At 66.0% G+C, this 24,963-nt stretch carries 19 protein-coding genes; 9 read left to right on the top strand and 10 right to left on the bottom strand.

Annotation, left to right across the window (positions count from 1 at the left end; translation table 11 throughout):
* Position 1 precedes the first annotated feature (1 nt).
* From GWK63_RS06100 to arsC, 7 genes are all read right to left on the bottom strand, one after another.
* Positions 2-484 (bottom strand): hypothetical protein, encoded by a 483-nt coding sequence (locus GWK63_RS06100; RefSeq protein ID WP_039998739.1) that lies wholly within the window; start codon positions 482-484, stop codon positions 2-4.
* 39 nt (positions 485-523) lie between these two features.
* A complete protein-coding gene (nadC, locus tag GWK63_RS06095; RefSeq protein WP_034932651.1) occupies positions 524-1,378 on the bottom strand; it encodes a carboxylating nicotinate-nucleotide diphosphorylase in 855 nt (284 codons plus the stop codon).
* Positions 1,375-2,943 carry an L-aspartate oxidase gene (locus tag GWK63_RS06090; RefSeq protein ID WP_039998738.1) on the bottom strand — a complete coding sequence of 523 codons (1,569 nt, stop codon included), beginning with the start codon at positions 2,941-2,943 and terminating at the stop codon, positions 1,375-1,377. Before GWK63_RS06090 ends, nadC begins: the two co-directional genes overlap by 4 nt.
* Positions 2,940-3,920: a quinolinate synthase NadA gene (gene nadA / locus GWK63_RS06085; protein ID WP_007398091.1), complete on the bottom strand. Its 981-nt coding sequence runs from the start codon at positions 3,918-3,920 to the stop codon at positions 2,940-2,942. The genes GWK63_RS06090 and nadA overlap by 4 nt, the downstream gene beginning before the upstream one ends.
* 143 nt (positions 3,921-4,063) lie before the next feature.
* Positions 4,064-4,954, bottom strand: coding sequence for an NUDIX hydrolase (locus GWK63_RS06080; RefSeq protein ID WP_007398089.1), 891 nt, complete (start codon positions 4,952-4,954; stop codon positions 4,064-4,066).
* 39 nt (positions 4,955-4,993) lie between these two features.
* Complete coding sequence (locus GWK63_RS06075; RefSeq protein ID WP_007398088.1) at positions 4,994-5,941, bottom strand: diacylglycerol/lipid kinase family protein; 948 nt, start codon at positions 5,939-5,941, stop codon at positions 4,994-4,996.
* Complete coding sequence (gene arsC / locus GWK63_RS06070) at positions 5,938-6,309, bottom strand: arsenate reductase (glutaredoxin) (RefSeq protein ID WP_050800650.1); 372 nt, start codon at positions 6,307-6,309, stop codon at positions 5,938-5,940. The genes GWK63_RS06075 and arsC overlap by 4 nt, the downstream gene beginning before the upstream one ends.
* 219 nt (positions 6,310-6,528) lie before the next feature.
* Between arsC and trhO the strand changes: the two genes are divergently transcribed.
* From trhO to GWK63_RS06055, 3 genes are all read left to right on the top strand, one after another.
* On the top strand, positions 6,529-7,542 hold the full coding sequence (gene trhO, locus GWK63_RS06065; RefSeq protein WP_007398086.1) for an oxygen-dependent tRNA uridine(34) hydroxylase TrhO: 1,014 nt from the start codon (positions 6,529-6,531) through the stop codon (positions 7,540-7,542).
* Positions 7,543-7,614: 72 nt separating this feature from the next.
* Positions 7,615-8,331, top strand: a complete 717-nt coding sequence (locus GWK63_RS06060) for an autoinducer binding domain-containing protein (RefSeq protein WP_223846659.1) — start codon at positions 7,615-7,617, stop codon at positions 8,329-8,331.
* Between the two features lie 159 nt (positions 8,332-8,490).
* Entirely contained in the window at positions 8,491-10,386 is a 1,896-nt protein-coding gene (locus tag GWK63_RS06055) for an ABC transporter ATP-binding protein (protein ID WP_050800648.1), read from the top strand.
* Between the two features lie 11 nt (positions 10,387-10,397).
* Here GWK63_RS06055 and GWK63_RS06050 read toward each other — a convergent pair whose 3' ends face one another.
* Complete coding sequence (locus GWK63_RS06050; protein WP_007398083.1) at positions 10,398-11,171, bottom strand: SDR family oxidoreductase; 774 nt, start codon at positions 11,169-11,171, stop codon at positions 10,398-10,400.
* A 145-nt stretch (positions 11,172-11,316) separates the two neighbouring features.
* On the opposite strand from GWK63_RS06050, the gene GWK63_RS06045 reads away from it, so the two are divergent.
* Entirely contained in the window at positions 11,317-12,216 is a 900-nt protein-coding gene (locus tag GWK63_RS06045) for a LysR family transcriptional regulator (protein ID WP_007398082.1), read from the top strand.
* Positions 12,217-12,218: 2 nt separating this feature from the next.
* Here the strand turns inward: GWK63_RS06045 and GWK63_RS06040 are convergent, their stop codons facing one another.
* Positions 12,219-13,808 carry a cation:proton antiporter gene (locus tag GWK63_RS06040; RefSeq protein ID WP_034932682.1) on the bottom strand — a complete coding sequence of 530 codons (1,590 nt, stop codon included), beginning with the start codon at positions 13,806-13,808 and terminating at the stop codon, positions 12,219-12,221.
* A gap of 372 nt (positions 13,809-14,180) precedes the next feature.
* On the opposite strand from GWK63_RS06040, the gene GWK63_RS06035 reads away from it, so the two are divergent.
* The 5 genes from GWK63_RS06035 to GWK63_RS06015 all read left to right on the top strand — a co-directional run bounded on the left by GWK63_RS06035 (position 14,181) and on the right by GWK63_RS06015 (position 24,433).
* Positions 14,181-14,393, top strand: a complete 213-nt coding sequence (locus GWK63_RS06035) for a hypothetical protein (protein WP_007398080.1) — start codon at positions 14,181-14,183, stop codon at positions 14,391-14,393.
* 54 nt (positions 14,394-14,447) lie between these two features.
* Positions 14,448-22,997 (top strand): GH36-type glycosyl hydrolase domain-containing protein, encoded by an 8,550-nt coding sequence (locus GWK63_RS06030; protein ID WP_099963243.1) that lies wholly within the window; start codon positions 14,448-14,450, stop codon positions 22,995-22,997.
* Between the two features lie 236 nt (positions 22,998-23,233).
* Positions 23,234-23,509 carry a hypothetical protein gene (locus GWK63_RS06025; protein WP_007398078.1) on the top strand — a complete coding sequence of 92 codons (276 nt, stop codon included), beginning with the start codon at positions 23,234-23,236 and terminating at the stop codon, positions 23,507-23,509.
* A 162-nt stretch (positions 23,510-23,671) separates the two neighbouring features.
* Complete coding sequence (locus tag GWK63_RS06020; RefSeq protein ID WP_034930591.1) at positions 23,672-24,016, top strand: hypothetical protein; 345 nt, start codon at positions 23,672-23,674, stop codon at positions 24,014-24,016.
* 258 nt (positions 24,017-24,274) lie between these two features.
* Positions 24,275-24,433, top strand: coding sequence for a hypothetical protein (locus GWK63_RS06015; RefSeq protein ID WP_166498136.1), 159 nt, complete (start codon positions 24,275-24,277; stop codon positions 24,431-24,433).
* Positions 24,434-24,578: 145 nt separating this feature from the next.
* Here the strand turns inward: GWK63_RS06015 and GWK63_RS06010 are convergent, their stop codons facing one another.
* Positions 24,579-24,788 carry a hypothetical protein gene (locus GWK63_RS06010; protein WP_007398075.1) on the bottom strand — a complete coding sequence of 70 codons (210 nt, stop codon included), beginning with the start codon at positions 24,786-24,788 and terminating at the stop codon, positions 24,579-24,581.
* Positions 24,789-24,963: the final 175 nt, after the last annotated feature.

Raw genomic sequence — 24,963 nt, 5'->3', positions numbered from 1 at the left:
CTTACCAGTTCTGCTGATAGGGAATCGTCTGGCCGAACTGCTGCATCTGCTGTTGCTGCTGCTGCTGGTCCATCTGCATGCGCTGCTGGCGCATCTGCTCGTCCTGCTGGGCAAACTGCTGGTGCATCTGCTGCATCTGCTGGGCCTGCTGCTGGCGCATCTGTTCGCGCTGGCGCTCGATCTGTTCGCGGCCGCCGGGCTGGTTGCCCATCTGCCGGGCCTGCTGGTCAAGCTGCATCTGCTGCTGGTCGAACTGCTGGCGCATCTGCTGCATCTGCTGGTCACGCTGCATGTGCATCTGCTCCTGCTGCTGGCGGAACTGCATCTGCTGCTGCTGGAACTGCTGCTGCATCTGTTGCATCTGCTGGGCGCGCTGGGCGGCCTGCTGCATGTCCGGCTGGGCATGCGCGGCCCCCGCCATGATCAGGATGCCGGACAATGCAGCGGCAAGGCAGGCCGCATGGCTGGTAATGGCACGCGCCATGATGGTTCTCCCTGTAATAACCAGCCCTTTATTACAGCATCATGGCTGGTAATCCAGCCCGATATCCATGACGCGCACGGTATGGGTCAGCCAGCCCAGTGAAATCAGGTCCACACCCGCCTGCGCCACCGCCGTGACCGTATGCGGGGTGATGCCGCCCGAAGCCTCGGTTACCGCGCGCCCGCCCACCAGCCGGACCGCTTCGCGCAGCATGTCGGGCTGCATGTTATCCAGCAGGAAAACATCCACGCATCCGGTCTCCAGCCCTTCGCGCAGCTGTTCCAGCGTGTCCACCTCCAGTTCGATCCGCACAAGATGCCCGGCTGCGGCACGGGCACGCGTGACGGCCGGGGTAATGCCCCCGGCAAAGGCGATGTGGTTGTCCTTGATCAGGATCGCATCATCCAGGCCAAAGCGGTGGTTGCTGCCGCCCCCTGCCCGCACGGCGTATTTCTGGATGGCGCGCAGTCCGGGCATCGTCTTGCGGGTGCAGGTAATGGCGGCCTTGTACGGGCGCACCAGTTCCACCAGTTGCGCCGTGGCGGTGGCGATGCCGCTCATATGCGACAGGAAATTGAGCCCGACCCGCTCCCCCGACAGGATGCCCCGCGCGGGACCGCGTACGGTGGCAAGGCGCGCGCCCTTCGTCACCGCATCGCCATCATGCGCATGGGGCCGGAATTCGATACGCGCGTCCATGAGCGCAAAGGACAGGCGCGCCATGTCCAGCCCCGCAATCACCCCGTCCTGCCGCGCGGCCAGAACGGCGTGGACAGGTGTGTCTCCATCCACGATCACCGCATCGGTCGTAAGATCGCCCGCCCGGCCCAGGTCCTCCAGCAGGCCAGCGCGCACTAGCGGTTCAAGCATGATGTCCGGCAGGGGATGGATCATGAGGGCATTCTTTCATTCATTGACAGGGGCGCCATGGACGGCCCGGCCTGCGCCACAACCCGGGCAAGGCCCGTCCGCAGTTCGGCCAGGCCAAGACGGGAGGGAATGCCCGCGGTATCCGCATCGGGGCAGTCACTGCGGAAATGGCCACCCCGACTTTCCCGCCGGTGCAGCGCCGCCAGCATGACGGCCGCGCAGACAAGCCCCGCATCGGTATGCAGCCTGTCCGCCACCTGCAGCAGGCCGGTGCGCAGCCCTGCCTCCGTGCGGATGACACCCGCATGCCGGCTCATGACATGCCGCAGGGAAAGCGGGGACTGGGGCGCGGGCGCCGCCTGCCGCGCGGCACCCGCCTGTACCTGGCCAGCGGAGTTCATGGTCAGGCCATCCAGTTCGTGGCCGGTCCATGTGCCGCACACCACGGCTTCAAGCAGGGAATTGCTGGCCAGCCTGTTGGCGCCATGCAGGCCGGTACAGGCCGCCTCGCCCACCGCCCACAGACCGGGCACGTCACTGCGGCCCTGCTGGTCCACCATGATGCCGCCCATATGGTAATGGGCGGCGGGACGGACCGGGACCGGCTGCGTTACGGGATTGATGCCATGGGCCGCGCACAGGGCGGATATGGCTGGAAAACGGTTGGGAAAATCCGCGCCCACGCTGGCCCGTGCATCCAGGTACACCGTATGCCCCGCCAGCATGTGCCGCCACACCGCGCGTGATACGCTGTCACGCGTGGCAAGTTCACTGGTGAAACGTGCACCGGCCTCATCCACCAGCACGGCCCCTTCACCGCGTACCGCCTCGCTGATCAGGGAAAGGCGCTGGCCCCGCGCGCCAGCGGAAAGGGCGGTGGGATGGAACTGCACGAACTCCATGTTGCCCAGAACCGCACCGGCCCGCACGGCCATGGCCAGGCCACTGCCTGTGGCGGCGGGCGGGTTGGTCGTATCGGCAAACAGCCCCCCCATGCCGCCCGTGGCCAGTATGACGGCGGTGGTGGGCAGCATGACTTCCTGCCCGCCAATGTCCAGTTCCACCCCGGCAACCGCACCGTCATGCAGCACGAGGTCACGCGCGCGGGCATGCTCCACCACCGTTATGCGCCCGGTCTGCCGCACCCGTGCAACCAGCGCGCGCATGATGGTGGCGCCCGTGGCGTCCTCCCCCGCATGGGCAATACGGCGGTGGCCGTGGGCGGCCTCCAGCCCCAGTTGCAGGGTGCCATCGGCATGCCGGTCCCACGCCACGCCCAGCCCGGCCAGGCGGGCCACCGCCGCCGGGCCTTCCGCCGTGATGCGGGCGACCATGCGCGGGTCGCACAATCCCGCGCCCGCCGCCAGCGTGTCAGCCGCGTGCAGGGCCGGGCTGTCACCCGCGCCCACGGCCGCGGCCATGCCCCCCTGGGCCAGCATGCTGGCGGCAGATGGCGGCTGCATGGCCTCCAGCGTTCCGGTACAGGCCAGCACGCAGGGCCGCGTGGTGGACAGCGCCGTCATGACCCCCGCCAGCCCCGCGCCGATAATGACCGGCTGGCCGACGGGCAACGGGACCTGCCCGGTCATATGGCCAGCATGCGCTCGACCGCCCGGCGGCCACGGCTGGCCAGTTCGGGGTCCAGCGTGACCTCATGCGTCATGGTTTCCAGCGCGTGGCGGATATTGGACAGGGTAATGCGTTTCATGTGCGGGCACATGTTGCACGGACGCACGAACGCCGTCCGCGGATACTGGATCGCGAGGTTGTCGCTCATGGAGCACTCGGTCACCAGCAGGATCGGGTCACTGGCATGCCCGCGCACGAAATCGGCCATCATGGCGGTCGAACCGCTGAAATCGGATGCAGCCACCACTTCGGGCGGGCATTCGGGATGGGCCAGCACGACCAGACCGGGGTTGTCAGCGCGCATGCGGCCGATTTCCTCGGGCGTGAAGCGTTCATGTACCTCGCAGTGGCCGGGCCATGTAATCATCCTGATGCCGGTCTCGGCCCCGATATTGCGGGCCAGGAATTCATCGGGGATCATGATGACACTGTCGGTGCCAAGGCTTTCCACCACGCGCTTCGCATTGCCCGAGGTGCAGCAGATGTCGCTCTCCGCCTTTACCTCGGCCGAGGTGTTGACATAGGTGACCACCGGCACGCCGGGGTGGCGGGCGCGCAGGGCGCGGACATCGGCCCCCGTGATGGAATCGGCCAGCGAACAGCCCGCCTTCCTGTCCGGGATGAGGACGGTGCCGTGCGGGTTGAGCATCTTGGCGGTCTCCGCCATGAAATGCACCCCGGCCATGACAATCACGTCCGCATCCGTTTCCTGTGCCTCCCGCGCCAGGGCAAGGCTGTCACCACGGATATCGGCCACGCAGTGAAAGATTTCCGGCGTCTGGTAATTATGCGCAAGGATGACGGCGTTGCGTTCCCGCTTCAGGGTTTCGATCGCCCGGATATCGGCGAGAAACGTCTCCCACTCCATTGCCGGGACCAGATGGCGCACCCGTTCATAAAGCGCATCCGTCCCGCCCTGTGGCGTAATCTGGTTCATGCCTTGCTCTCCCTTCCCACTCCGGCCATGTCCTTTATGCTCATATTGAGCATAAGCCAAGTGGCAGGAACCGGGTGGCTGATTGCAAAGAGAAACGCCATTACTGTCAATCCGGTTTTCCACGCCGGCACATTATGCCTGACCTAGGGCTGCGCCAGGGGAATGCTGGTTCCCGCCAGATGCCGCGCCTGGCGTACCTCGCCACAGAAGCGGTAGAGCCTGGCGGGGCGGCCGCCGGTCTGTTCGTCAATTTCGCCTGTTTCTTCAACAAGTTGCTGCTGCATGATCAGACGGCGGAAATTCTGTTTGTGAATATGCATGCCCGACAGGCTTTCCATCACGCGCTGCAGTTGTAGCAGGGTGAAAGCCCCGGGCATCAGTTCGAACACCACCGGGCGGTAACGTACCTTTGCACGCAGCCGGGCCATGGCGGTAGCCAGGATGCGCCGGTGGTCGTGGTCCATGGCCTGTCCCGGCACGGCCTGTTCGGGCGGGCAGCCCGCTTCGGGCACCAGCCCGGCCTCATACAGCAGTTCGTAGCGCTGCAGGACCAGTTCATCATTCCACACCCCCATGTCCCCTATGGCAAACAGGGTAACGCAGCGCTGCCACTGCCGCACGCGGATGGCGGGGTTGCCCATGCCCGCCACCCACTGGCACAGACGGCGTTCGATCCCGGCCAGGCTGGTCCTGCCGGCCTCGGTCTTGCTGTCTTCCCACGGAAAATAGTCATACCAGTCCCGCCATCCGGTCTCGCCCGCATGGCTGCGGGTCAGGGCCAGGTAGGAAATGGCGATCATCCGTTCCTGCGCGCTGGAAAGGATGCGGTCATGGTCGGCAAAGGTATACAGCTGTTCGACATGACCGATGGGGTGACCGGTCTGGCGCTCCACCCATGCCCTCACCCCGGCCTGCAGGGAGCGGTGCATGGTCTCCAGCGGGCCGGAGGGCAGCAGCCTGCCATGCCCGATGGTCATGACCTGGGGCACGTCATCCCTTACCGCCGTCAGCACGGCGATCAGCTCGATCATCATCTGCGTTGTCATGGCGGCCAAGGATGTATCACGCAAACGCTATGACGGGGAGGGCTTTCCCGCCACATGGCGTGGCGCGCAGGCCACGCGCAGCGCGTGATCCGGCTGGTCGATACGCAGCGGGGTGTAACCACACGCATCCCCGTCAGCCTGCACGGGCAGGCCAGCGGGGGTGATGATCTCGACCATGCGCGCGTCCAGCACCATGACATCGCGCTGCCCGGCCAGCGTGCCGCGCAGCAGGGCCAGGCTGTAGCGCAGGCTGGCCCGCACCCCCGCCGTGCCGAACAGCACGACGGCAAAGCCTGCCCGTTCATGCATGGCGTGCGGCACCAGCACATACCGCCCGCCATACAGCTGCCCCTTGGAAATGATGACCGAAACCGCCGGATGGGCCACCCCATCCGCCACCACATTCATGGAATGGAAGGGATAGGCCCACAGCGCGCCCAGGGTATTGATTACGTAGGCCATGCGTCCGAACACCTTTTTCAGCCGCGCCGACACCGCATGCACCACATGCGCGTCAAACCCCACCCCCACCATCTGCACGAACAGACAGTCCCCGGTACCGGAACGCAGCCTGCCGGGCCGGATGACCGTATATCCCCCCGCCGCGATGATCCGGGCATTGCCGGCGGCATCGGCCGGGATGCCAAGCTCGCTGGCCAGTACATTGGCCGTACCTACGGGCAGGATGCCCAATATGATATCCGAACCCGCCATGCCATCGGCCACTTCGGCCACGGTGCCATCGCCACCCGCCGCAACGATATGGGTACACCGCCCGGCACCCGCGGCATCGCGCGCCAGCATGCGCGCATGCCCCCTGGCCGCCGTGTACAGCACGACAGGCCGCATGCCCTCCCGCCGCAGGCAGTGGACAAACCGCGCAATGCATCCGTTATCGCCCCGTCCCCTGCCCCCACGCCCGGCAACGGGGTTGGCGATGATGATGACCGTCCGGTCGCGTGCGGGCAGGGTCACGGCGTGGCGGGACGGGCCTGCGGCAGGATTTCGAACAGTATCTCCTTTGGGCGGCAGGGGCGCGCCGCCTGATCTGTCATGACAACGGGACGGTTGAGCAGGACGGGATGGGCGGCAATGGCGTCGAGTATCTGCCCATCGGTCAGCGCCGGATCATCCAGCCCCAGTTCCGCATAGGGCGTGCCCCTTACACGCAGCAGGTCACGCACCGGCACCACCAGCCGGGCGGCCAGCCCATCCAGTTCGGCGCGGGTGGGCGGCGTCTTGAGGTATTCCACCACCACCGGCTCGATTCCGGCGGCGCGGATCATGGCCAGCACATTGCGTGACGTGCCGCAGGCAGGGTTATGGTAAAGTGTGACGCTCACGCGCAGAAGCCCCCAGTGGTTCGGACGGATATGGGCACGATATAAACACGTCCCGCCGCCAAATGCAGTACCCGGCCCCGTACGGACATCGGACCGCGTGCAATCTGCCCGAAATGCCGTTATGAGTGCCCCGGCCCGCCCGGACCGGCGGGCCTGTTCCATCCGCGTGCGGGCACCGGGCCTGCCGCCGGGTGGCCGGTATGCGGTCTTCTTTCTTGCATGGTTGCCATTGTGACAGATCCTGTTTCCCCCCCGGCCACGGACGCGCTGCCCATCCGTGTCGCGGCCCTGTATCACTTCACGCCGTTCGCGGATTGCGCGGGAGTGCGTACCCGGCTGCTCGAAGCCTGCCACGCCCTTGGCATACGCGGCATCCTGCTTGTGGCGCATGAGGGCATAAATGGCACCATCGCGGGCACGGACGAGGCGATCGAGCGGATTGTGGGCATCATCCGTGCCCTGCCCGGCTGCACGGATCTGGAGGTCAAGTTCTCCCGCGCGCCGGCGCTGCCCTTTCACCGCATGAAGGTCCGCATCAAGCGTGAGATCGTGACCATGGGCGTGCCGGGGCTGGACCCACGGCGCGACGTGGGCCGCTACGTGCCCCCGGAGGCATGGAACGCCCTGATTGCCGACCCCGATACCATCGTGATCGACACCCGCAATGACTACGAGGTGGCGATCGGCACGTTTCGCGGCGCGATTGACCCAGGCACGCGCAGCTTCCGCGAATTCCCGCAATGGTTCCGTGACCGGCGCGAAGCCCTGCTTGAAAAGGGCCGTACACCAAAAATCGCCATGTTCTGCACCGGCGGCATACGGTGTGAAAAGGCCACCGCCTTTGTCCGCGCCGAAGGGGTGGAGGACGTGTTCCACCTGCAGGGCGGTATCCTGAAATATCTGGAAACCGTGCCCGAGGCCGACAGCCTGTGGGAAGGGGAATGCTTCGTATTCGACCAGCGCGTCAGCGTGGGCCATGGACTGAAACCCGGCACGTTCGACATCTGCCATGCCTGCCGCGCGCCCCTCAGCCCCGCGGACCGCGCCGCCCCGGACTACGAGGAAGGCGTAAGCTGCCCCCACTGCAGGGACGCGCGCACCGAGGCCCAGCGCAGGCGCTATGCCGAACGCGAACGCCAGATCCGGCTGGCCGACCGCAGGGGCACGCACCATCTGGGCCTGCCACTTCCCTCCCGCCCGGATGCGCCCCCGGGCGACGGGACGGAGCCATAGGAAAACCCGCCCTGCCATCACCACACGCAGGCACAGATGCCATCCCCCGAATCCATGCCGGAACTGCCAGCCATGATGGCCCGTCTTTACACCGATATTTTCGATCTGGCGGCGGACATACGCGGCGCGCCGGACCATCAGGCGCTGGCCGAGGCATTTGGCGCGCTGGTCTCCCGGCTTGGCCCCCATGCCTACAGCATGGGCACGATCCATAAAACCGACCCCCTCCAGCGCCACCTGATTGCCACCACATATCCGGACCACTGGATGGCGCATTACGTGGCGCGCAACTACCACCATATCGACCCGGTCATCGATCCCCTGCGCCATGGGCTGCATCCCTATGACTGGAAGGACATCCATATCGAAAACAGGCGGCAGGACACCATGCTGCGTGAATTCGGGGAAATGGGTTTCAGAAGCGGCCATGCCGTGCCCCTTGCCCTTGCGCCCGGCACATTGCTGCTGGTCAGCATTGCATCATACGACCCGCATATCGACACCCGCCAGCAGATGGCCATCCAGCTTGCCGCCAGCCAGTTCCATTACCGCTACCACCAGCTTGGCCGGAAGCATGCGGGCATCACGGGGACAGGGCTGACCCGCCGGGAACGCGAATGCCTGACATGGGTGGCGCAGGGAAAGGACACGGCGGATATCGGGCATATCCTTGCCCTGAGTGACAACACCATCAAATTCCATCTCAAGAACGCATTGCGCAAGCTGGGCTGCCACAACCGCGTGCAGGCGGCGGTAAAGGCGACCTGCCTGGGGCTGATCCACCCCTGATACCGGGCATGGCCCGCATCCCGGACCACACGGGCAAACCCGTACCACCGGCCGCAGGTTGATATAACCGGCGGCAGGGGGAATGATGCACGGCCCCTGCCCCGCAGCCCGGTGCCACCCGACGTGCCGTTTCCGGCCATGGCAGGCGCGCATGCAGCCATGGCAGAACAGAGTGGAGAATTCGTGACACAGGCCACCCCCTCCCCCGTGCGGCCACCATGGCGGGCACGTCTTGCGAACCGCTTCGGGGTGTATGCCAATGTGCCGCGCATGTTCCGCCAGATATGGCGGTGCAGCCCGGCCCTGACCCTGGGCGGCATCACCCTGCGGCTGGTGCAGGCGGTCCAGCCCTCGCTGGCACTGTATGTGGGCAAGCTGATTGTTGATGAGGTCATCCATCTGGGCAGCCAGTCCACGCCGCCCGCCTCACTGCTGGCATGGAGCCTGCATGGCCCGGCCTCCCGGCTGGAAGGCTGGATTGCGCTTGAGTTCATGCTCATCATCCTGTCCGACCTGACGGCACGCGCCACCACACTGGTCGATGGGCTGCTGAACGAGCGTTACATAAACGATGTCAGCCTCTCGCTTATGGGTCATGCCGCGACACTGGACCTGCAACAGTTTGAATCCAGCGAACTGCAGGACCTGCTGGAACGCGCCCGCCGCCAGGCCTCGGGCCGCAACAACCTGCTGGTGCAGTTGTTCAATATTGCCGAGATCGGCCTGACCGCCCTCACCCTGGCCGCGGGCGTCATGGCGTTTGCCCCGTGGATGGTGCTGCTGCTGGTGCTGGCCCTGCTGCCCGCCACCGCGGGCGAAGCCCATTTCAATGCCGAAGGCTACCGCCTGCTGCGCGCCCGCACGGCCGAACGGCGTGAAATGGACTATCTGCGCCACATCGGCTCCACCGCCGAACATGCCAAGGAACTCAGGCTGTTCGGGCTGGGGGGCTTCCTGGTCGGGCGGTTCCGCGCCGCCGCCGCCACGGTCATGGCGCAGAACCGCAGGCTGGCGCTGCGCCGCTTTGTCTGGAGCGGGGTGTTCGGGGCCATTGGCTCGGTCGCCTATTACGCGGTGTATATCGTGATTGTGTGGGATACGGTGCGGGGACGGTTTTCGGTTGGGGACCTGACGTTCCTGTCCGGCTCGTTCCTGCGGCTGCATACCATCCTGTCCAGGCTGCTCATGGCCATTACCCAGACCGCCAGCCAGGCGCAGTATCTGGATGATTTCTTTGCGTTCCTTGACCTGCGTCCGGCCATTGCCCCGGCCGCCACAACCATTCCCTTTCCCTCCCCCATCCGTCAGGGCATCCGATTTGAGAAAGTGGGCTTCCGCTATCCCGGCACCGACCGCTGGGCGTTGCGCAACCTTGACCTGACCATCGGGGCGGGCGAGACCGTGGCGCTGGTGGGGGAAAACGGGGCGGGCAAGACAACCATCGTCAAGCTGCTGACCCGGCTTTATGAACCCGATGAGGGGCAGATCACGGTCGATGGCATATCCCTGAGCGATATGGACCCCGCGGACCTGCACGCCCATATCGGCGTGATTTTTCAGGATTTTGTCCGCTACAGCCTGACGGCGGCGGAAAACATTGCCGTGGGCCGGATCGAAGCCCTGTCAGACACCGCGCGGATCAGGGCGGCCGCCCGTGAAGGACTGGCCGATGGCGTAGTGGGCCGCCTGCCCCTGGGCTATGACCAGCCGCTGGGCAAGCAGCTTGCACGCGGGCGGGAACTGTCGGGGGGTGAGTGGCAGAAGATCGCCATATCGCGTGCCTACATGCGCGATGCCGACCTGCTGATCCTTGATGAACCGACATCCGCGCTGGATGCGCGGGCGGAAGCCGATGTGTTCGAACGCCTGCGCGCCCTGCGCCAAGGCAGGGCGGCACTGGTCATCTCGCACCGTTTCTCCACCGTGCGGACTGCCGACCGGATCGTGGTGCTGGAACACGGCCGGGTGCTGGAAACCGGCAGCCACGCCCAGCTTGTGGCCAATGGCGGGCGCTATGCGGAACTGTTCGCGCTGCAGGCGGCGGGCTACCGCTAGCGCCAGACCGCCTATTTTGTGGTATAGCCGCCATTGACCAGAATGGTCTGGCCCGTCATCCACCACCCTTCCGACACGATGAAACGGACATAAGGCGCAATATCGGCGATATCGGTCAGCCCCGTCGTGCTGAAGGGGGAAAGGGCGGCGGCCGATTTGTGATAGGCCACGGCGCATGGGTCTTCCTGCCCGTAGAAGAAGGGCGTATCCATCGGGCCGGGGCCAATGGCGTTGACCGAAATGCCACGCGCGCCATATTCCTTCGACGCGGCACGGGTAAAGTGCTCCACCGCCGCCTTTGACCCGGCATAGGTGGAATAGAACGGTGTATAGGCCCCCAGCAGCGAGGTCACGATCGTAACCAGCTTGCCGTTGTCATTCAGGTGCCTGCCTGCTTCCTTGATGAAGAAATACGCGACACGGGTATTGATGGCGAACATGGCGTCATATTCGGCCTCGGTCGTCTCCATGATCGGTTTCTTGAGCACCTTACCCACCGTATTGATCGCAATGTCGGGCCGGCCGATCCGGGCCACCACATCGGCAAACAGCCGCGCCATCGCGCCCTCAGCCGTAAGGTCGGCCTGAACGGCCATCGCGTTGACGCCGGCCGCCTTCAGGTCGGCCAGTGTCTTTTCGGCCTCTGGCGCCGTTGCGTCGCTATTATAGTGGATGGCGATGGCCTTCGCCCCCTGCGCCGCCAGATCACGCGCGATCAGTCCGCCCAGGTTCTTTGCCCCGCCTGCGATCAGAACCGTCTTGCCCTTTATGCCATGGTCCGCCATGGGTTGCCTCCATCCCTTGTGTGCAAGCGCATACAACGCTTTTCATGGGGCAAGGTTATCAGGCAGGATATGGATATAAAGCAGCCAGTCCTGACAACACCTGTCAGAAATAACGAACAGACCCATAGTGCCATACGGAGTGACCGTGGACCGTATCGACCTGTTCCGCATCTTTGCCCGCGTGGTGGAAAGCGCAAGCTTTACCCGTGCGGCGGATACGCTCAAGATGCCGCGCTCCTCCGTTTCCGCCGCCATACAGGAACTGGAAAACCGGCTGGGCACGCGCCTGCTGGCACGCACCACCCGCTCCGTCGCCCCCACGCCCGATGGCACGGCCTTCTACGGGCACTGCCTGCGCCTGATTGCCGACATGGAAGAAGCCGAGGGACTGTTCCGCCCGGATGCCGCAGGCCCGCGCGGCCTGCTGCGCGCGAACATGCCCGGCCGGATCGGCCGCCTGCTGGTTGCCCCCGCCCTGCCCGCCTTCCTGCGGCGCTACCCTGAAATCGACATTGAACTGGGGGTCACCGACCGTGTGGTCAACCTGGTGGAGGATGGCATTGACTGCGTGCTGCGTGTCGGCCCGCTGGGGGATTCCGGCCTGATCGCGCGCCAGATGGGTGAACTGGCGCTGGTCAATGTGGCAAGTCCCGCCTATCTCGCCCGCCGGGGCACGCCGCACCACCCCGCCGACCTGGACGGGCACGAGGCCGTGCGCTACGCCGCCCCCACCACCGGCCGGGTAGAGGACTGGGAATGGATGGAAGACGGCACGCTGCATACCCGCGCCCTGCCCGGCCGGGTAAGCGTGAACAGTGCTGAAACGCTGGTGGCCTGCTGTCTGGCCGGCCTTGGACTGATACAGGTGCCCGCCTATGACGTGCGCCACCACATCGCGGCGGGCGAACTGGTGGATGTCATGCCCCGCTGGCGACCCGAACCGATGCCCATGGCGCTGCTCTACCCGCACCGCAAGCACCTGTCGCGCCGCCTGCAGGTCTTTGCCGACTGGCTGGAGCAGGTGATGCGGGCGGCCGTGGCGTAGGGTCAGATCAGGCCGCCTTCGGCTGTCATCTGCTGCAGGTCCAGTTCGTGCTCGAGCTGGTGCAGCACGGCATCATGAATTTCACCACCACGATGCAGGCGCAGCAGTTCGGCCCGGCCGGCCTGTATGGTGGCCAGCAGGGCGTGGTAATGCGCATCCCGCCTGCCCTGCAGCGCCTGCTGTTCATGACTGAAACGTTCGGCCAGTTCCGCGCGGTAGGCATACTGTTCAAGCAGGCGGCCATGCACAAGCTGCCCCTGCGCATCATAGGCCTGCTGGCGCATTGCCTGTTCCTGGGCATGCGCGATCAGCGCGCGTGCCTGCGATACGGACAGGTGGTGATGCTGCCCGCGCCCCTGCCCACCATCCCCCCCCACCATGTGAATGACCCAGCCAATGGTGGTGCCCTGCCCCAGTACGGTGACCAGAATGACAACAAAGGTCACGATCTGCATGACATCGCGCTCCGGCATGGTGGCGGGCAGCGCCAGCACGATGGCAAGGCTGACCACGCCACGCATCCCGCACCACCCCATTATGGTGACAAAGGTCAGGAATTCCCGCCAGTCCGGCCGCTCCCGGGGCGGCAGCCAGGCCACGCGCAGCCCCTCGGTCAGGATCATCCACACAAAGCGCGAGACCAGAACGGCGGCCACAATGCCCGCCACGGGACGGACCACATCCTGCGCTACCCAGGCCGTGCCCATATGGCGCAGCACGATCGCATGCAGCGACAGGCCGATCAGGACGAAGACAAGGGATTCCAGCACGAATACCAGCACCTCCCACACCGCCGCCCAGCGCAGGCGCTCATCGGCACTGAAAACGTCATGCTGCCGCCACCCCAGCACCAGCCCCGCCACCACCGTGGTGATCACCCCCGATGCCCCCACCATCTCGCCACCAATATAGGCAACCCATGGCAGCAGCAGCGTCATGGTAATGCTGAGTATGCGGTCCTGCACGCGCCCCAGCAGCCTGATCCACAGCCAGCCCAGCCCGCCCCCCACCACCAGCCCGCCCAGCGCCAGCAGCACGAATGTCATGCCCGCATGGACCGGACTGAACGCCCCGGTCAGTACCGCAAGCCCGGCAAAGCGGTAGATCACAAGGCTTGCCGCGTCATCGAGCAGGCTTTCCCCCTCCAGCAGGGTGGTGATCCGCTCGGGCAGGTGAACATGCTTGAGCACGGCCTTGGCCGCCACGGCGTCGGGCGGGGCCACGATCGCCCCCAGCACAAGGCACCCCGCCCATGGCAGGGCGGGAATGAACCAGTGCGCGACAGCACCGACGGCAAAGGTGGTGAAGGCAACCCCCCCCACCGCAAGCTGCAATATCCCCCCCAGATGCGCACGAAACGCATGCCATACGGAAAAATAGGCCCCCGCCAGCAGAAGTGGCGGCAGGAACACGATCAGCACCAGATCAGGGTCGATGCCAATCACGGGTACGCCGGGCACAAGGGCAATCCCGATGCCCCCCAGCACAAGGGCGGCGGCAGGGGGCAGGCGGAGCCTGCGCGCGGCCAGTTCCAGCCCCACGATCAGGACAATCAGCAGCAGGATGAACTCAAAGCGCCCTACATTGGACATGCGGACCCGACCCGTCACACGGCCCGGCATGCGCGCCCGGCCTGTCGGAACCAACGCATCACGGGCGGGTACGGTGGCACAAAGGCGGGCGGGCCTTCCCCTGTCATCGGAAAGGCGGCCCGCGGGCTGCCGCCCGCAGCTATGCTGCACCACCCCGGCATTATCCATGCCACAATATTGCCATACGGAAGTATTTGGCGAATATTTATGACTGACACATAAAATACATGCGGATGCCAGTGCAACGGGTCCGATGCACCCGCGTTCATGCTGGACTGGCGGCAATACGTTCCCATGCGTGGGACTGTCATGCCCCCTGCCCGAAATATCATCCACACCGTTCCCACATTTCCCCGACAAGGAGAACAGAGGATGGGTGCACCCACAAAACCGGCCATGACCGGACAGCACACGCCACACCACGCCCGGCCCGTTCCCGCCACGGACACGCAGGCACCCGGCGCGGTGGCCACCCCACCGGCCATGGCACGCGCCCCGCAACCGGCGGACAGGGCGGGGTCCGGCCTGCTGGGCAGGCTCCTGCCCGCGTCACCACCGCCACGAACAAGCCTGTTCCGCAAATAGGAACCACACCGGAAAACGCGCCCGGCCCCTGCGCGCATGCCACTGGAGCCTGAAATGGACGGGACGACCGCACCCCCTTCGCAGCCCGGCCGTGCCTTCACGTCCTCATGGCCATCGTGGCTGGCACGGCTGGCCGGCCGTGCCCACCGCATGCCGTGGGAAAACGACGCCACCCCCCTGCGCTGCGAGATATTCGGCCCCGAACGGCTTGAAGCCCATGCCAGAAGCCTGGCGGCCGCCCAGACCATCAGCCCCCGGCCCGGTGGATATGGCCACCCCCTGTCGCGGCGCCTGACGGAAAACGGGGCCTTCCTGCGCGCGGCCGACATACGGATAGCCGACGCCATACAGGCCGGAAAGCAGCTGACCCCCGCCGCCCAGTGGCTGGCGGACAATTACGCGCTGGTGGACATGCAGATCCGCGAGACCGGCCTTGACCTGCCGCCGGGCTATTACGCGCGCCTGCCCAAACTGGCGACAGGCCCCTTTGCCGGGCTGCCCAGGGTGTTCGGGGTGGCATGGGCGCTGGTGGCGCATACCGACAGCAGCTTCCAGCCCGATACGCTATGCAGCTTCCTGCTGGCCTATCAAAGCGTTACCCCGCTGACCATCGGGGAATTATGGGCGGTCCCCATCACGCTGCGCATCGTGCTGATCGAGAACCTGCGCCGCGTGGTGGCCGCCATAATGGACAACAACACCAGCAGGCGTGAGGCCGATACACTGGCCGACCGGCTGGATGCCTACCGCAGGGGCACGCCGGCCGCCCTGTCGGGCTTTCTGGCCATGATTGACCCCCGCATCCTGACCTGTGCGTTCACCGCGCAGCTTGCCCACCGCTCCCGCGGGCTGGACCCGGAAAAGGACCCCGCCCTTGTCTGGCTGGAACAGCGCCTGGCCGACCGGGGCACAACGGTGGAAGACGCGGTGCGCGACGACCTGCATGAACAGGGTGCCTTCAACGCCACCATCCGCAACATCATCACCAGCCTGCGGCTGATCGCGGGCCTTGACTGGACGGAAGCCTTTGACCGCGTGTGCCTGGTCAACCGGCTTTTCGCCCCCTATGACAGTTTTACCCAGGCCGATTTCGCCAGCCGCGACCTGTATCGCAAGGCCGTGGAGGAACTGGCGCGGGGCAGCGCGCTGGACGAGATGGACATCGCCGCCCGTGCGGTGGACATGGCGCGGGCGGCACAGGCCGGGGAGGCGGCGGACCCGCGCCGGGCCGATCCCGGTTATTACCTGCTCATGGCGGGACGGCCCGCGCTGGAAGCCGCCATCCACTTCCGCCCCACCCTGCGCCACAGTCTGGTCCGGCGCTTCTGCCGGCAGGGGATCATGGCCTACAGCATGGTCGTGACGGGGCTGACGCTGGCGTTCATGGCCATTCCGCTCTGGCTTGCCCATTACGGCGGCACCGGGACGGCATGGCTGCTACCGGCGGTGGCGTTCATCCCGGTATCGGAAGCAGCCGTTGCCTGCGTGAACCGTCTGGCGCTGGAAATGCTCCATGCCACAAGCCTGCCGGGGCTGGAGTTCCGCTCCGGCATTCCGTCCCATCTGCGGAGCATGGTGGTGATACCCGCCCTGCTGGTTACAAAAGAAACGGTGGCCGAACTGCTGGCCCGCATTGAGGTCCATTACCTGGCCACACGCGACATATCCGTCTGTTTCGCGCTTCTGACCGACTGGACCGACCATGACAGCCCCCACGCCCCCGGCGATGAGCAGCTTGTGGCGCTGGCGCAGGCAGGGGTGGACCGGCTCAATGCAAAATATGACGCCCCCGCACAGGCCATGCGCTTCCATCTGCTCCACCGCAGGCGGGTATGGAGCCAGAGCGAAGGGGTATGGATGGGCTGGGAACGCAAACGCGGCAAGCTGCACGAACTCAACCGCCTGCTGCGCGGCGCGACCGACACGACTTTCATCCCCCCTGCCCACGGACTGCCAGCGGACGTGAAATACGTCATCACGCTTGATGCCGACACGCGCCTGCCACTGGAGACGGTCCGGCGCCTGATCGGCAAGATCGCCCATCCGCTGAACGCCGCGCGTTTCGATCCGGCATCGGGACGGGTGTGCGAAGGCTACGCCATCCTCCAGCCCCGGGTCACGCCCTCGCTGCCGGTGGGGCATGAAAGCACGCTGTTCCAGCGCATATTCGCCTCCGCCAGCGGCATAGACGCCTATTCCGCCGCCGTGTCCGACCTGTATCAGGACATGTTTGGCGAAGGGTCGTACGCAGGCAAGGGCATATACGACATCGACGCCTTCGAGGCCGCGCTGGCAGGTCGCGTGCCAGAGGCCACACTGCTCAGCCATGACCTGTTCGAAGGGATATTCGCCCGTGCGGGACTGGTGAGTGATGTGGAGGTGGTGGAAGAATTCCCGACCGACTACCTGGTGGCGGCCCAGCGGCTGCACCGCTGGACGCGCGGGGACTGGCAGCTCCTGCCCTGGATCACCGCCGGGCCGTCGCATCGGCATGCACATGGATGGATTTCGGGCATTGCCCGGTGGAAGATGCTCGACAACCTGCGGCGCACGCTGTGCACCCCGCTCGTGCTGCTTGCCCTTGTATCCAGCTGGTTCCTGCCGTTCCATGCCGCCCTTGTCTGGACGGGGTTCATACTGGCGGCCGTTGCCCTGCCCGCCTTCCTGCCCGTGCTGCCCGCACTGGTGCCCCGGCAGGAATGGATCACGCTGCGCAGTTACCTGAGCGTCCTGGGCCACGCCAGCGCCGAGGCGGCGGTGATGACCTTCCTCAACATCACCTTCCTCGCCCATCTGTCCTTTCTCATGACGGATGCGATCCTGCGCACGCTGGGGCGTGTGTACATGACCCGCCGCCACATGCTGCAATGGGTGCCCGCGGCCCAGATTGCGGGGCTGCTGCGTTCGGGGCTTGCTGGGTATTACGGACGCATGGCCCCCGCCACCATGCTGGCCGGGCTGATCGTGCCGGCCGTTGCCCTGTGGGCAGCGTGGAGCCTGTTCCTGGCCGTGCCGTTCGCCGCGCTGTGGTGCCTTTCCCCCGCCATTGCCATGTGGGCCAGCCGCACGCCGGTCATTGCCGCGCGCACGCGCCCCTCGCGCACCGACATCCGCACCCTGCGCATGACGGCGCGACGCACATGGCGCTTTTTCGAGACCTTCACCACGCCGGACGACAACATGCTGCCGCCTGACAATTTTCAGGAAGACCCGACGCCGGTGCTGGCGCGGCGCACGTCGCCCACCAATATCGGCCTGTACCTGCTATGCACCGCCAGCGCGCGCGATTTTGGCTGGAGCGGCCTGGCCGATACCATCGCCCGCCTGGAAGCCACGTTTGCCACGCTGGAGCGCATGCCGCGCTACCGGGGCCATTTTTACAACTGGTACGCCACCGCCGACCTCCAGCCGCTGGACCCGGCCTATATTTCCAGCGTGGACAGCGGCAACCTGGCCGGTCACCTCGTGGCGCTGGCCAGCACCTGCCAGCGCTGGCAGGAAAACGGACCGGAAACCGACCCGTGGCGCGAAGGTACGGCTGATGCGCTGAACATCGCCATTGCCGACCTGACCTTCCGCGATGGCACGCGACTGAGCCACGGCCCGGCGGAACGCCAGTTGCTGCGGCGCCTGGCCGCATTCAAGAACAGCGTCCTGTCCGCCCCGGCGCGCTCGGCCACGGGCCTTGCGGCACTGCTGGACCACGGGCGCGCCCTGGTCCAGCAGGCGGCCCGCCTGCCCCCCGTGGCGGATGCCGCCACCGGCACGGACCGCATGTTCTGGATATCCGCCCCGCTGCGCACGCTGGAAAGCCACCAGCGCGACATGGACACGGACCTGCACGCAACGCTTGGCGCGCGACTGGGCGTGATCGCGCACAAGGCGCGGCGCATGGCGGAGGAAATGGATTTCCGGTTCCTGTGCAATCCCGCGCGCAAGCTGCTTTCCATCGGCTATCTTGTGGCGGAGGACGCACAGGATGCCAACTGCTACGACCTGCTGGCATCCGAAGCGCGGCTGGCGGTCTTCCTTGCCATAGCCAAGGGGGACATGCCCGCCCATGACTGGTTCCGGCTGGGGCGGCCGATCACGCCGGTGGGCAATGGCGCGGCACTGGTCTCGTGGTCGGGGTCGATGTTCGAATATCTCATGCCCTCGCTGGTCATGCGCGCGCCCATGGGCAGCCTGCTGGCACAGACCAACATCCTGATCGTGCAGCGCCAGATCGCCTACGGGCAGGCACGCGGCATTCCGTGGGGCATATCGGAATCCGCCTATAACGTGCGGGACCTGGAATATACCTACCAGTATTCCAATTTCGGCATTCCCGGCCTTGGTCTCAAGCGCGGGCTGGGGCTGGATACGGTGGTGGCCCCCTACGCCACCATGCTGGCGGCGATGGTGGACCCGAAAAAGGCGGTCGCCAACCTTTACACGCTGGAGAAAACCGGCGCGCTGGGCCGCTTCGGGCTGTATGAATCCCTTGATTACACACCCGGGCGCGTGCCCGATGGCAGCACGGTTGCCATCATCCGCGCCTATATGGCCCACCATCAGGGCATGTCCATCCTGGCGGTGGCGGATGCGGTGATGAACGGGATCATGCGCACGCGCTTCCATGACGACCCGGTCATCGCCTCGGCCGAACTGCTGCTGCAGGAACGCGCGCCCCGCACCGGGGCGGTGGCACGGCCCCTGCCCACCGAGGAGGCGGCCCCGCCCCCCGTACGCGCCATCAGCGCGCCATCGGGACGGTACATGGACCATGCCGAGACACTCTCCCCCGTCACGCATCTCCTTTCCAACGGGCGTTACGTCGTGATGCTGACCGCGGCGGGGTCGGGCTACAGCCGCTGGCAGGGTCAGGCCATTACACGCTGGCGCGAGGATGCGACCTGTGACGATTATGGCCAGTACATCTACCTGAAGAACCGCCGGACCGGGCAGGTCTGGACCGCGGGCCTGCAGCCGGGGCGGACGCGGCCCGATGAATATGGCGTGGGCTTTCATGAAGACCGTGCCGAGTTCGCCCGCCGGGACGGTGTCGTGACCACAACGCTGGAAATACGTGTCTCGGCCGAGGATGACGCCGAGATCCGCCAGCTTTCCATATTCAATGGCGGCAGCGAGACACTGGATATCGAGATCACGTCCCATGCCGAACTTGCCCTGTTGCCACAGGCGGCGGATCTTGCGCATCCGGCCTTTACCAAGCTGTTCGTGCAGACGGAATACCTGGCTGGCGCCCGCGCGCTGATCGCCACCCGCCGCAGGCGTACCCCGGACGAGGCGGAAATATGGGTCGCGCACCTGATCATGTGCGACACGCCTGTCGAGGTCGAGACCGACCGCGCACGCTTCATAGGCCGCAGGCGCACCGTGCATGACCCTGCCGCACTGGACACGCCAGCGCCCCCCGCCGGGCATACCGGCACGGTGCTGGACCCGGTCTTTTCCATCCGCACGCGCACGGCCATCCGCCCTGGCGCCATGGCGCGTGTCACGTTCTGGACCCTGGCCGCATCCAGCCGTGCCGCCCTGATGGACCTGATCGAAACACATCGTGACCTGGCCGCCGTCGAGCGTGTCCGCACGCTGGCCTGGACACAGGCGCAGGTCCAGCTGCGCCATCTGGACATGACGCCCGCCATGGCGGACCTGTTCCAGCAACTGGCCGGGCATGTCATATTTGCCGCCCCGACCCTGCGCGCCGGTTCCGCCACGATAGAAAAGGGCGCGGGTCCCCAGCCACTTTTATGGGAGCAGGGCCTGTCGGGCGACCTGCCGGTCATGGTGCTGCGCATAAGGGAAAACGCCAGCACGGATATCGTGCGCATGCTCTTGCTGGCACATGAATACTTCCAGCTCAAGCAACTGGCGGTGGACCTTGTCATCCTTAATGAACATCCGGCCTCCTACCTGCAGGACCTGCAGGTCTCGCTGGACCAGCTTGTGCATGGCAGGCCGCGCGCGGGCAGTGGCGTGGGATCCGTACGGGTGCTGCGCGCGGACCTGCTTTCCCCTGCCGTGCGCAACCTGATCCTGTCGGTGGCGCGCGTGGTGCTGGACGCGGACCGGGGACTGGCCGAACAGCTGGGCCAGGCGGAACGGACCCTGCCGCGCCCGTTCGGGACAGCCCCACGCCAGCCACGGCCCGAAGCCACGGATTTTGGCATGCCCGCCGTGCCGGCACTGGAATTCTTCAATGGCCATGGCGGCTTTGCCCGACAGGGGCGTGACTATGTAATCGTGCTGGGTCCCGGCCAGACCACGCCCGCGCCATGGATCAACGTGATTGCCAATGATACGTTCGGCTTCCAGGTCTCGGCCGAAGGCAGTGGCTATACATGGTCGGGCAACAGCCGCGAGCACCAGATCACCCCCTGGTCCAACGACCCGGTAAGCGACCACGCGGGGGAGACCTTCTATTTCCGCGATGAAAACACCGGCATGCTGTGGTGCCCCACCGCCGCCACGCGCCGCGACCCGCAGGCAACCTACGTGACCCGCCATGGCCGTGGCCATACCCGGCTTGAACGGATTGCCCACGGCATTGCCAGTTCCCTGCTGCAGTATGTGCCCGTGACGGACCCGGTCAAGATCACGCGCATCCAGCTTCACAACCAGTCGGAGCGGCCGCGCACGCTGTCCGTCACCGCTTATGTGGAATGGGTTCTGGGCGCCGCGCGCAGCGTGACGGCCCCCTTCGTCTCCACCACCATGGATGCCGAGACGGGGGCGCTGTTCGCGCGCAACCGCTGGAAGCCCGAATATGCCAGCCGCGTGGCCTTTGCCGATATTGGCGGCTACCTGAGCGCAAGTTCGGGTGACAGGGGCGCGTTCATCGGCCGCAATGGCACGCTGGACAGGCCGCTGGCCTTCAGCCATCCCAACGGCGTGCAGGGCCGCACCGGGGCGGGACTGGACCCGTGTGGCGTGGTGCAGACCGTGGTCACCCTGCCACCGGGCGGACGGGCGGAAATCGTGTTCCTGCTGGGGGAAGGCGTGGATGAGGACCATGCCCGCGCACTGGTCAGCCATTATCGCGGCACCGACCTTGACGATGTGCTTGCCACGGTCGAGGCACACTGGAACCAGGTGACCGGCGGCATCACGGTCAGTACGCCAGACCGTGCGATGGACATCATGCTCAATGGCTGGCTGCTGTACCAGACACTGGCCAGCCGCGTGCAGGCGCGCGCGGGCTTCTATCAGGCCAGCGGGGCCTATGGCTTCCGTGACCAACTGCAGGATGGCATGGCCCTGGCCGCATCCTGCCCGCAGCGCGTGCGCGCCCACCTGCTGCGCGCGGCGTCACGCCAGTTTGTGGAAGGGGACGTGCAGCACTGGTGGCTGCCCGATACCGGGGCGGGCGTGCGGACCCATATCTCCGATGACTGCGCGTGGCTGGCCCATACGGTGGCGCATTATGTCAATGCGACCGGCGATGTCGCGGTGCTGGATGAACCGCTTCCCTTCCTTGAAGGACCGGCGCTGCCCATGGACGAGCATGACCGCTTCATGATCCCGGCCCGCTCCGCCCGGACCGGCACCCTGTTCGAACACTGTGCCCGCGCGCTGGAACACGGCATGGCAGTGGGCGCGCACGGGCTGCCGCTTATGGGCACGGGCGACTGGAACGACGGCATGAACCGCGTGGGCGAGAAGGGACAGGGCGAGAGTGTATGGCTGGGCTGGTTCCTGCACGCGACACTTGCCAGCTTCATCCCGCTGGCGCGCGCGCGCGGCGAACATGCACGCGCGCAGGCATGGCAGGACCATGCCCGCGCGCTGGCCACGGCGCTGGAAGCCACATGGGATGGTGACTGGTACCTGCGCGCCTATTTTGACGACGGCACGCCACTTGGCGCCCATACCAGCGCGGAATGCCAGATCGATGCCATTTCCCAGTCCTGGGCCGTGCTTTCGGGGGTGGCGCCGCTGGAACGGGCGGAGCATGCCATGCGCTCGGTCATGGCGCGGCTTGTACGCGGGCAGGACGGGCTGGTCCTGGTGCTGGCCCCCCCGTTCAACACCATTGGCCCCGATCCGGGCTACATACGGGGCTACCCGCCGGGCATACGTGAAAACGGGGGCCAGTACACCCATGCGGCGCTCTGGACGGTCATGGCCATGGCGGCACTGGGTGAAGGGGACCAGGCGCATGACCTGTTCCACATGCTCAACCCGGTCAACCATGCCCTGACCCCCGCCGATGTCGCCCGCTACCGGCTGGAGCCATACGTGGTCGCGGCCGATATCTATTCCACCCCGCCCCATGTGGGCCGGGGCGGATGGTCATGGTACACCGGATCGGCGGGATGGATGCAGCGCGTGGGAACCGAGACCATACTGGGCATCCGCATCATCGGCACGCAGCTTGCGCTCAACCCGTGCATTCCGCGCCAGTGGCCACAATTCTCGGCAACCCTGCGCTGGCGGACGGCGACCTACGGCATTACCGTGCATAATCCGCACCAGCTCTGCCGGGGGACAGGTCACATCACGCTTGACGGCACGGCCCTGCCCGCGGGCGCCATGATCGACATGGTGGATGATGGCGCGACCCATGCCGTCATAATAACACTGGGCGCCAACGCATAGGGTCCCGCCCTGTATACTGATGCAATACTGCCTGAACGGCTGCAGCATGCATCCCGCGTATTTATTTGGCTCCCGCCGCCGGACAGTCCAGAACCATCCCCACCGCGCACCGTTAAGCTCCTGACGGCATGACACGAGGGCCGGGCCGTTTGCCTGCCCCTCTGACGCCACGCGCAGGCCACCTGCCGCCCGGCGGCATATGCACCTGTCGTGCCCCCCACGCAAAGGATGCAACCATGGCTTATGACATACATTCCCGCACGCCGCCCTGTGGTGTCGTGCTGTCTCCCCCGCAGCAGGGCACGCCACCGCATACGGCCCCACCGGGACATGGCGGCCCCCGCGCGGGTGAGGACGAGCCGGAATCCACCCTTGATAATGATGAAAAGATAGAAAAGACCAGCCATCGGGACACCCGGCGCGACAGCCCCGGCAGCCGCCCCGGACCGCATGCCGATACACCGGACGCACCCGGCCACCCGACCGGCCCGCAGGGACAGGCACCCTGCTGAGCGGCACGATATGAGGCGTGATGGTATTGACGGCAGTGTTTTCATGCCCCGGTGCGCCCCACGGCAGTATTCACCGGGACAGGACAGTCCGCATGCAACCTTCCCGCGCATGATTTCTTTAATGAGCAGTATATTCTTCCCGACACGAAAAGGCATGAGCAAATGGCCAAGACAATCCGTTCAGCCCTGCTGGCAGCCCTTATCGCCAGCACCCCCGCACTGGCCCTGGCCCAGTCCGACATGCAGACTGGCCCGGCCCCCACTGCTGATTCAGCAGCATCGCAGGTGGGCAGGAACCCGCCTTCAGCCACATCGCCCTCAGGCGGGCGCGTCGAACCGTCCGACAGGCTGTGGAACAACCCGCGCACCGTCAGTGAACAGCCGGGCACACAGCCACCCGCCAGCACTTCCTCCGGCGGCATGCACCGTCACGGAGGGGCCGAAGCCGGACGCAGCAGCCGTGGCGGCAACAAGACCCCCTCCCCCGCCGATAGCAGCGAACAGTAAGGCCCGCCGCCACCGCGCGCGCCCCGTCCTTCACGCATCAGCCAGATGAGAACGGCCATGTCGATACCGTATGCTCATATGTCCAGCCAGCCCCCCCTGCCCCCGCCCGCGCCACCCGGTCCACGGGGCTGTCCCCCCATGGCGCCGGACAGGTCGCAGCCCATTGATGCGCCCTTCCCCCCGCCGCCCCCGTTACAGCACCACGGCCGCCCCTTCATGGCGCGCAGGACCGGCTCCATCCGGCAAGGAATACTGAAAATGCACAAAGATCCGCCCCCCGAGACGGAAAAGCAGCCCACCCCGGCCCAGAAGCACGAAGATGAAGGCCGCGATGAAGCGCTGGATGAAAGCTTTCCCGCCAGCGATCCGCCCGCGCAGGGACGCACGACCGAACCGAACAGAAGGCCCGGCAGGTAGCAACGGCCTGTCGCCGCCCGTAAAGCCAATCCCGGCCGGCCTGTCCCACCTGCGGGCCAGGATACCGGTCAGGCAACTGTTCCCGAACCATTCCCAACAGCCCGGACATCCAGTGTCCGGGCTGTTCTGTTCTTCCATATCCGTCCTATGACGGCTGCTGGCCATGCACCGTATGGTTACGCCTGTACAGGCGGGCAACCTGATGGGTCAGGTCATCGGCGCTGCGCAGCGTGCGGTTATGAAAGGCGCGTACGCTGTCATGTGCCGCGTAGAAACGCCGGGTCACCCGGTCCGCTTCCACGATGACGGTGCCGACAAATGTGCCGTCCACCTCAACAATACGGGATTCAAGCATCGGATTACTGCCCCTGTTCGGCTGCGGTCAGGGCCGCAACCTGTGCCCGGCAGGATGTCCGCCGGCTGTTCTAGTAAGTGCCGCCCCACATGCCAGGCATCGGGGCATGGATGTTACATCGACCGATGCGGCACATTCGCATGGCTGGCTGGCACATGGCAGATCCCCCTGATCG

The sequence above is a fragment of the Komagataeibacter rhaeticus genome, from assembly GCF_011611525.1.
Lineage (GTDB): Bacteria > Pseudomonadota > Alphaproteobacteria > Acetobacterales > Acetobacteraceae > Komagataeibacter > Komagataeibacter rhaeticus.
Note: the sequence above shows the minus strand (reverse complement) of the source record. Positions and strands in the feature narration are given on the sequence as shown.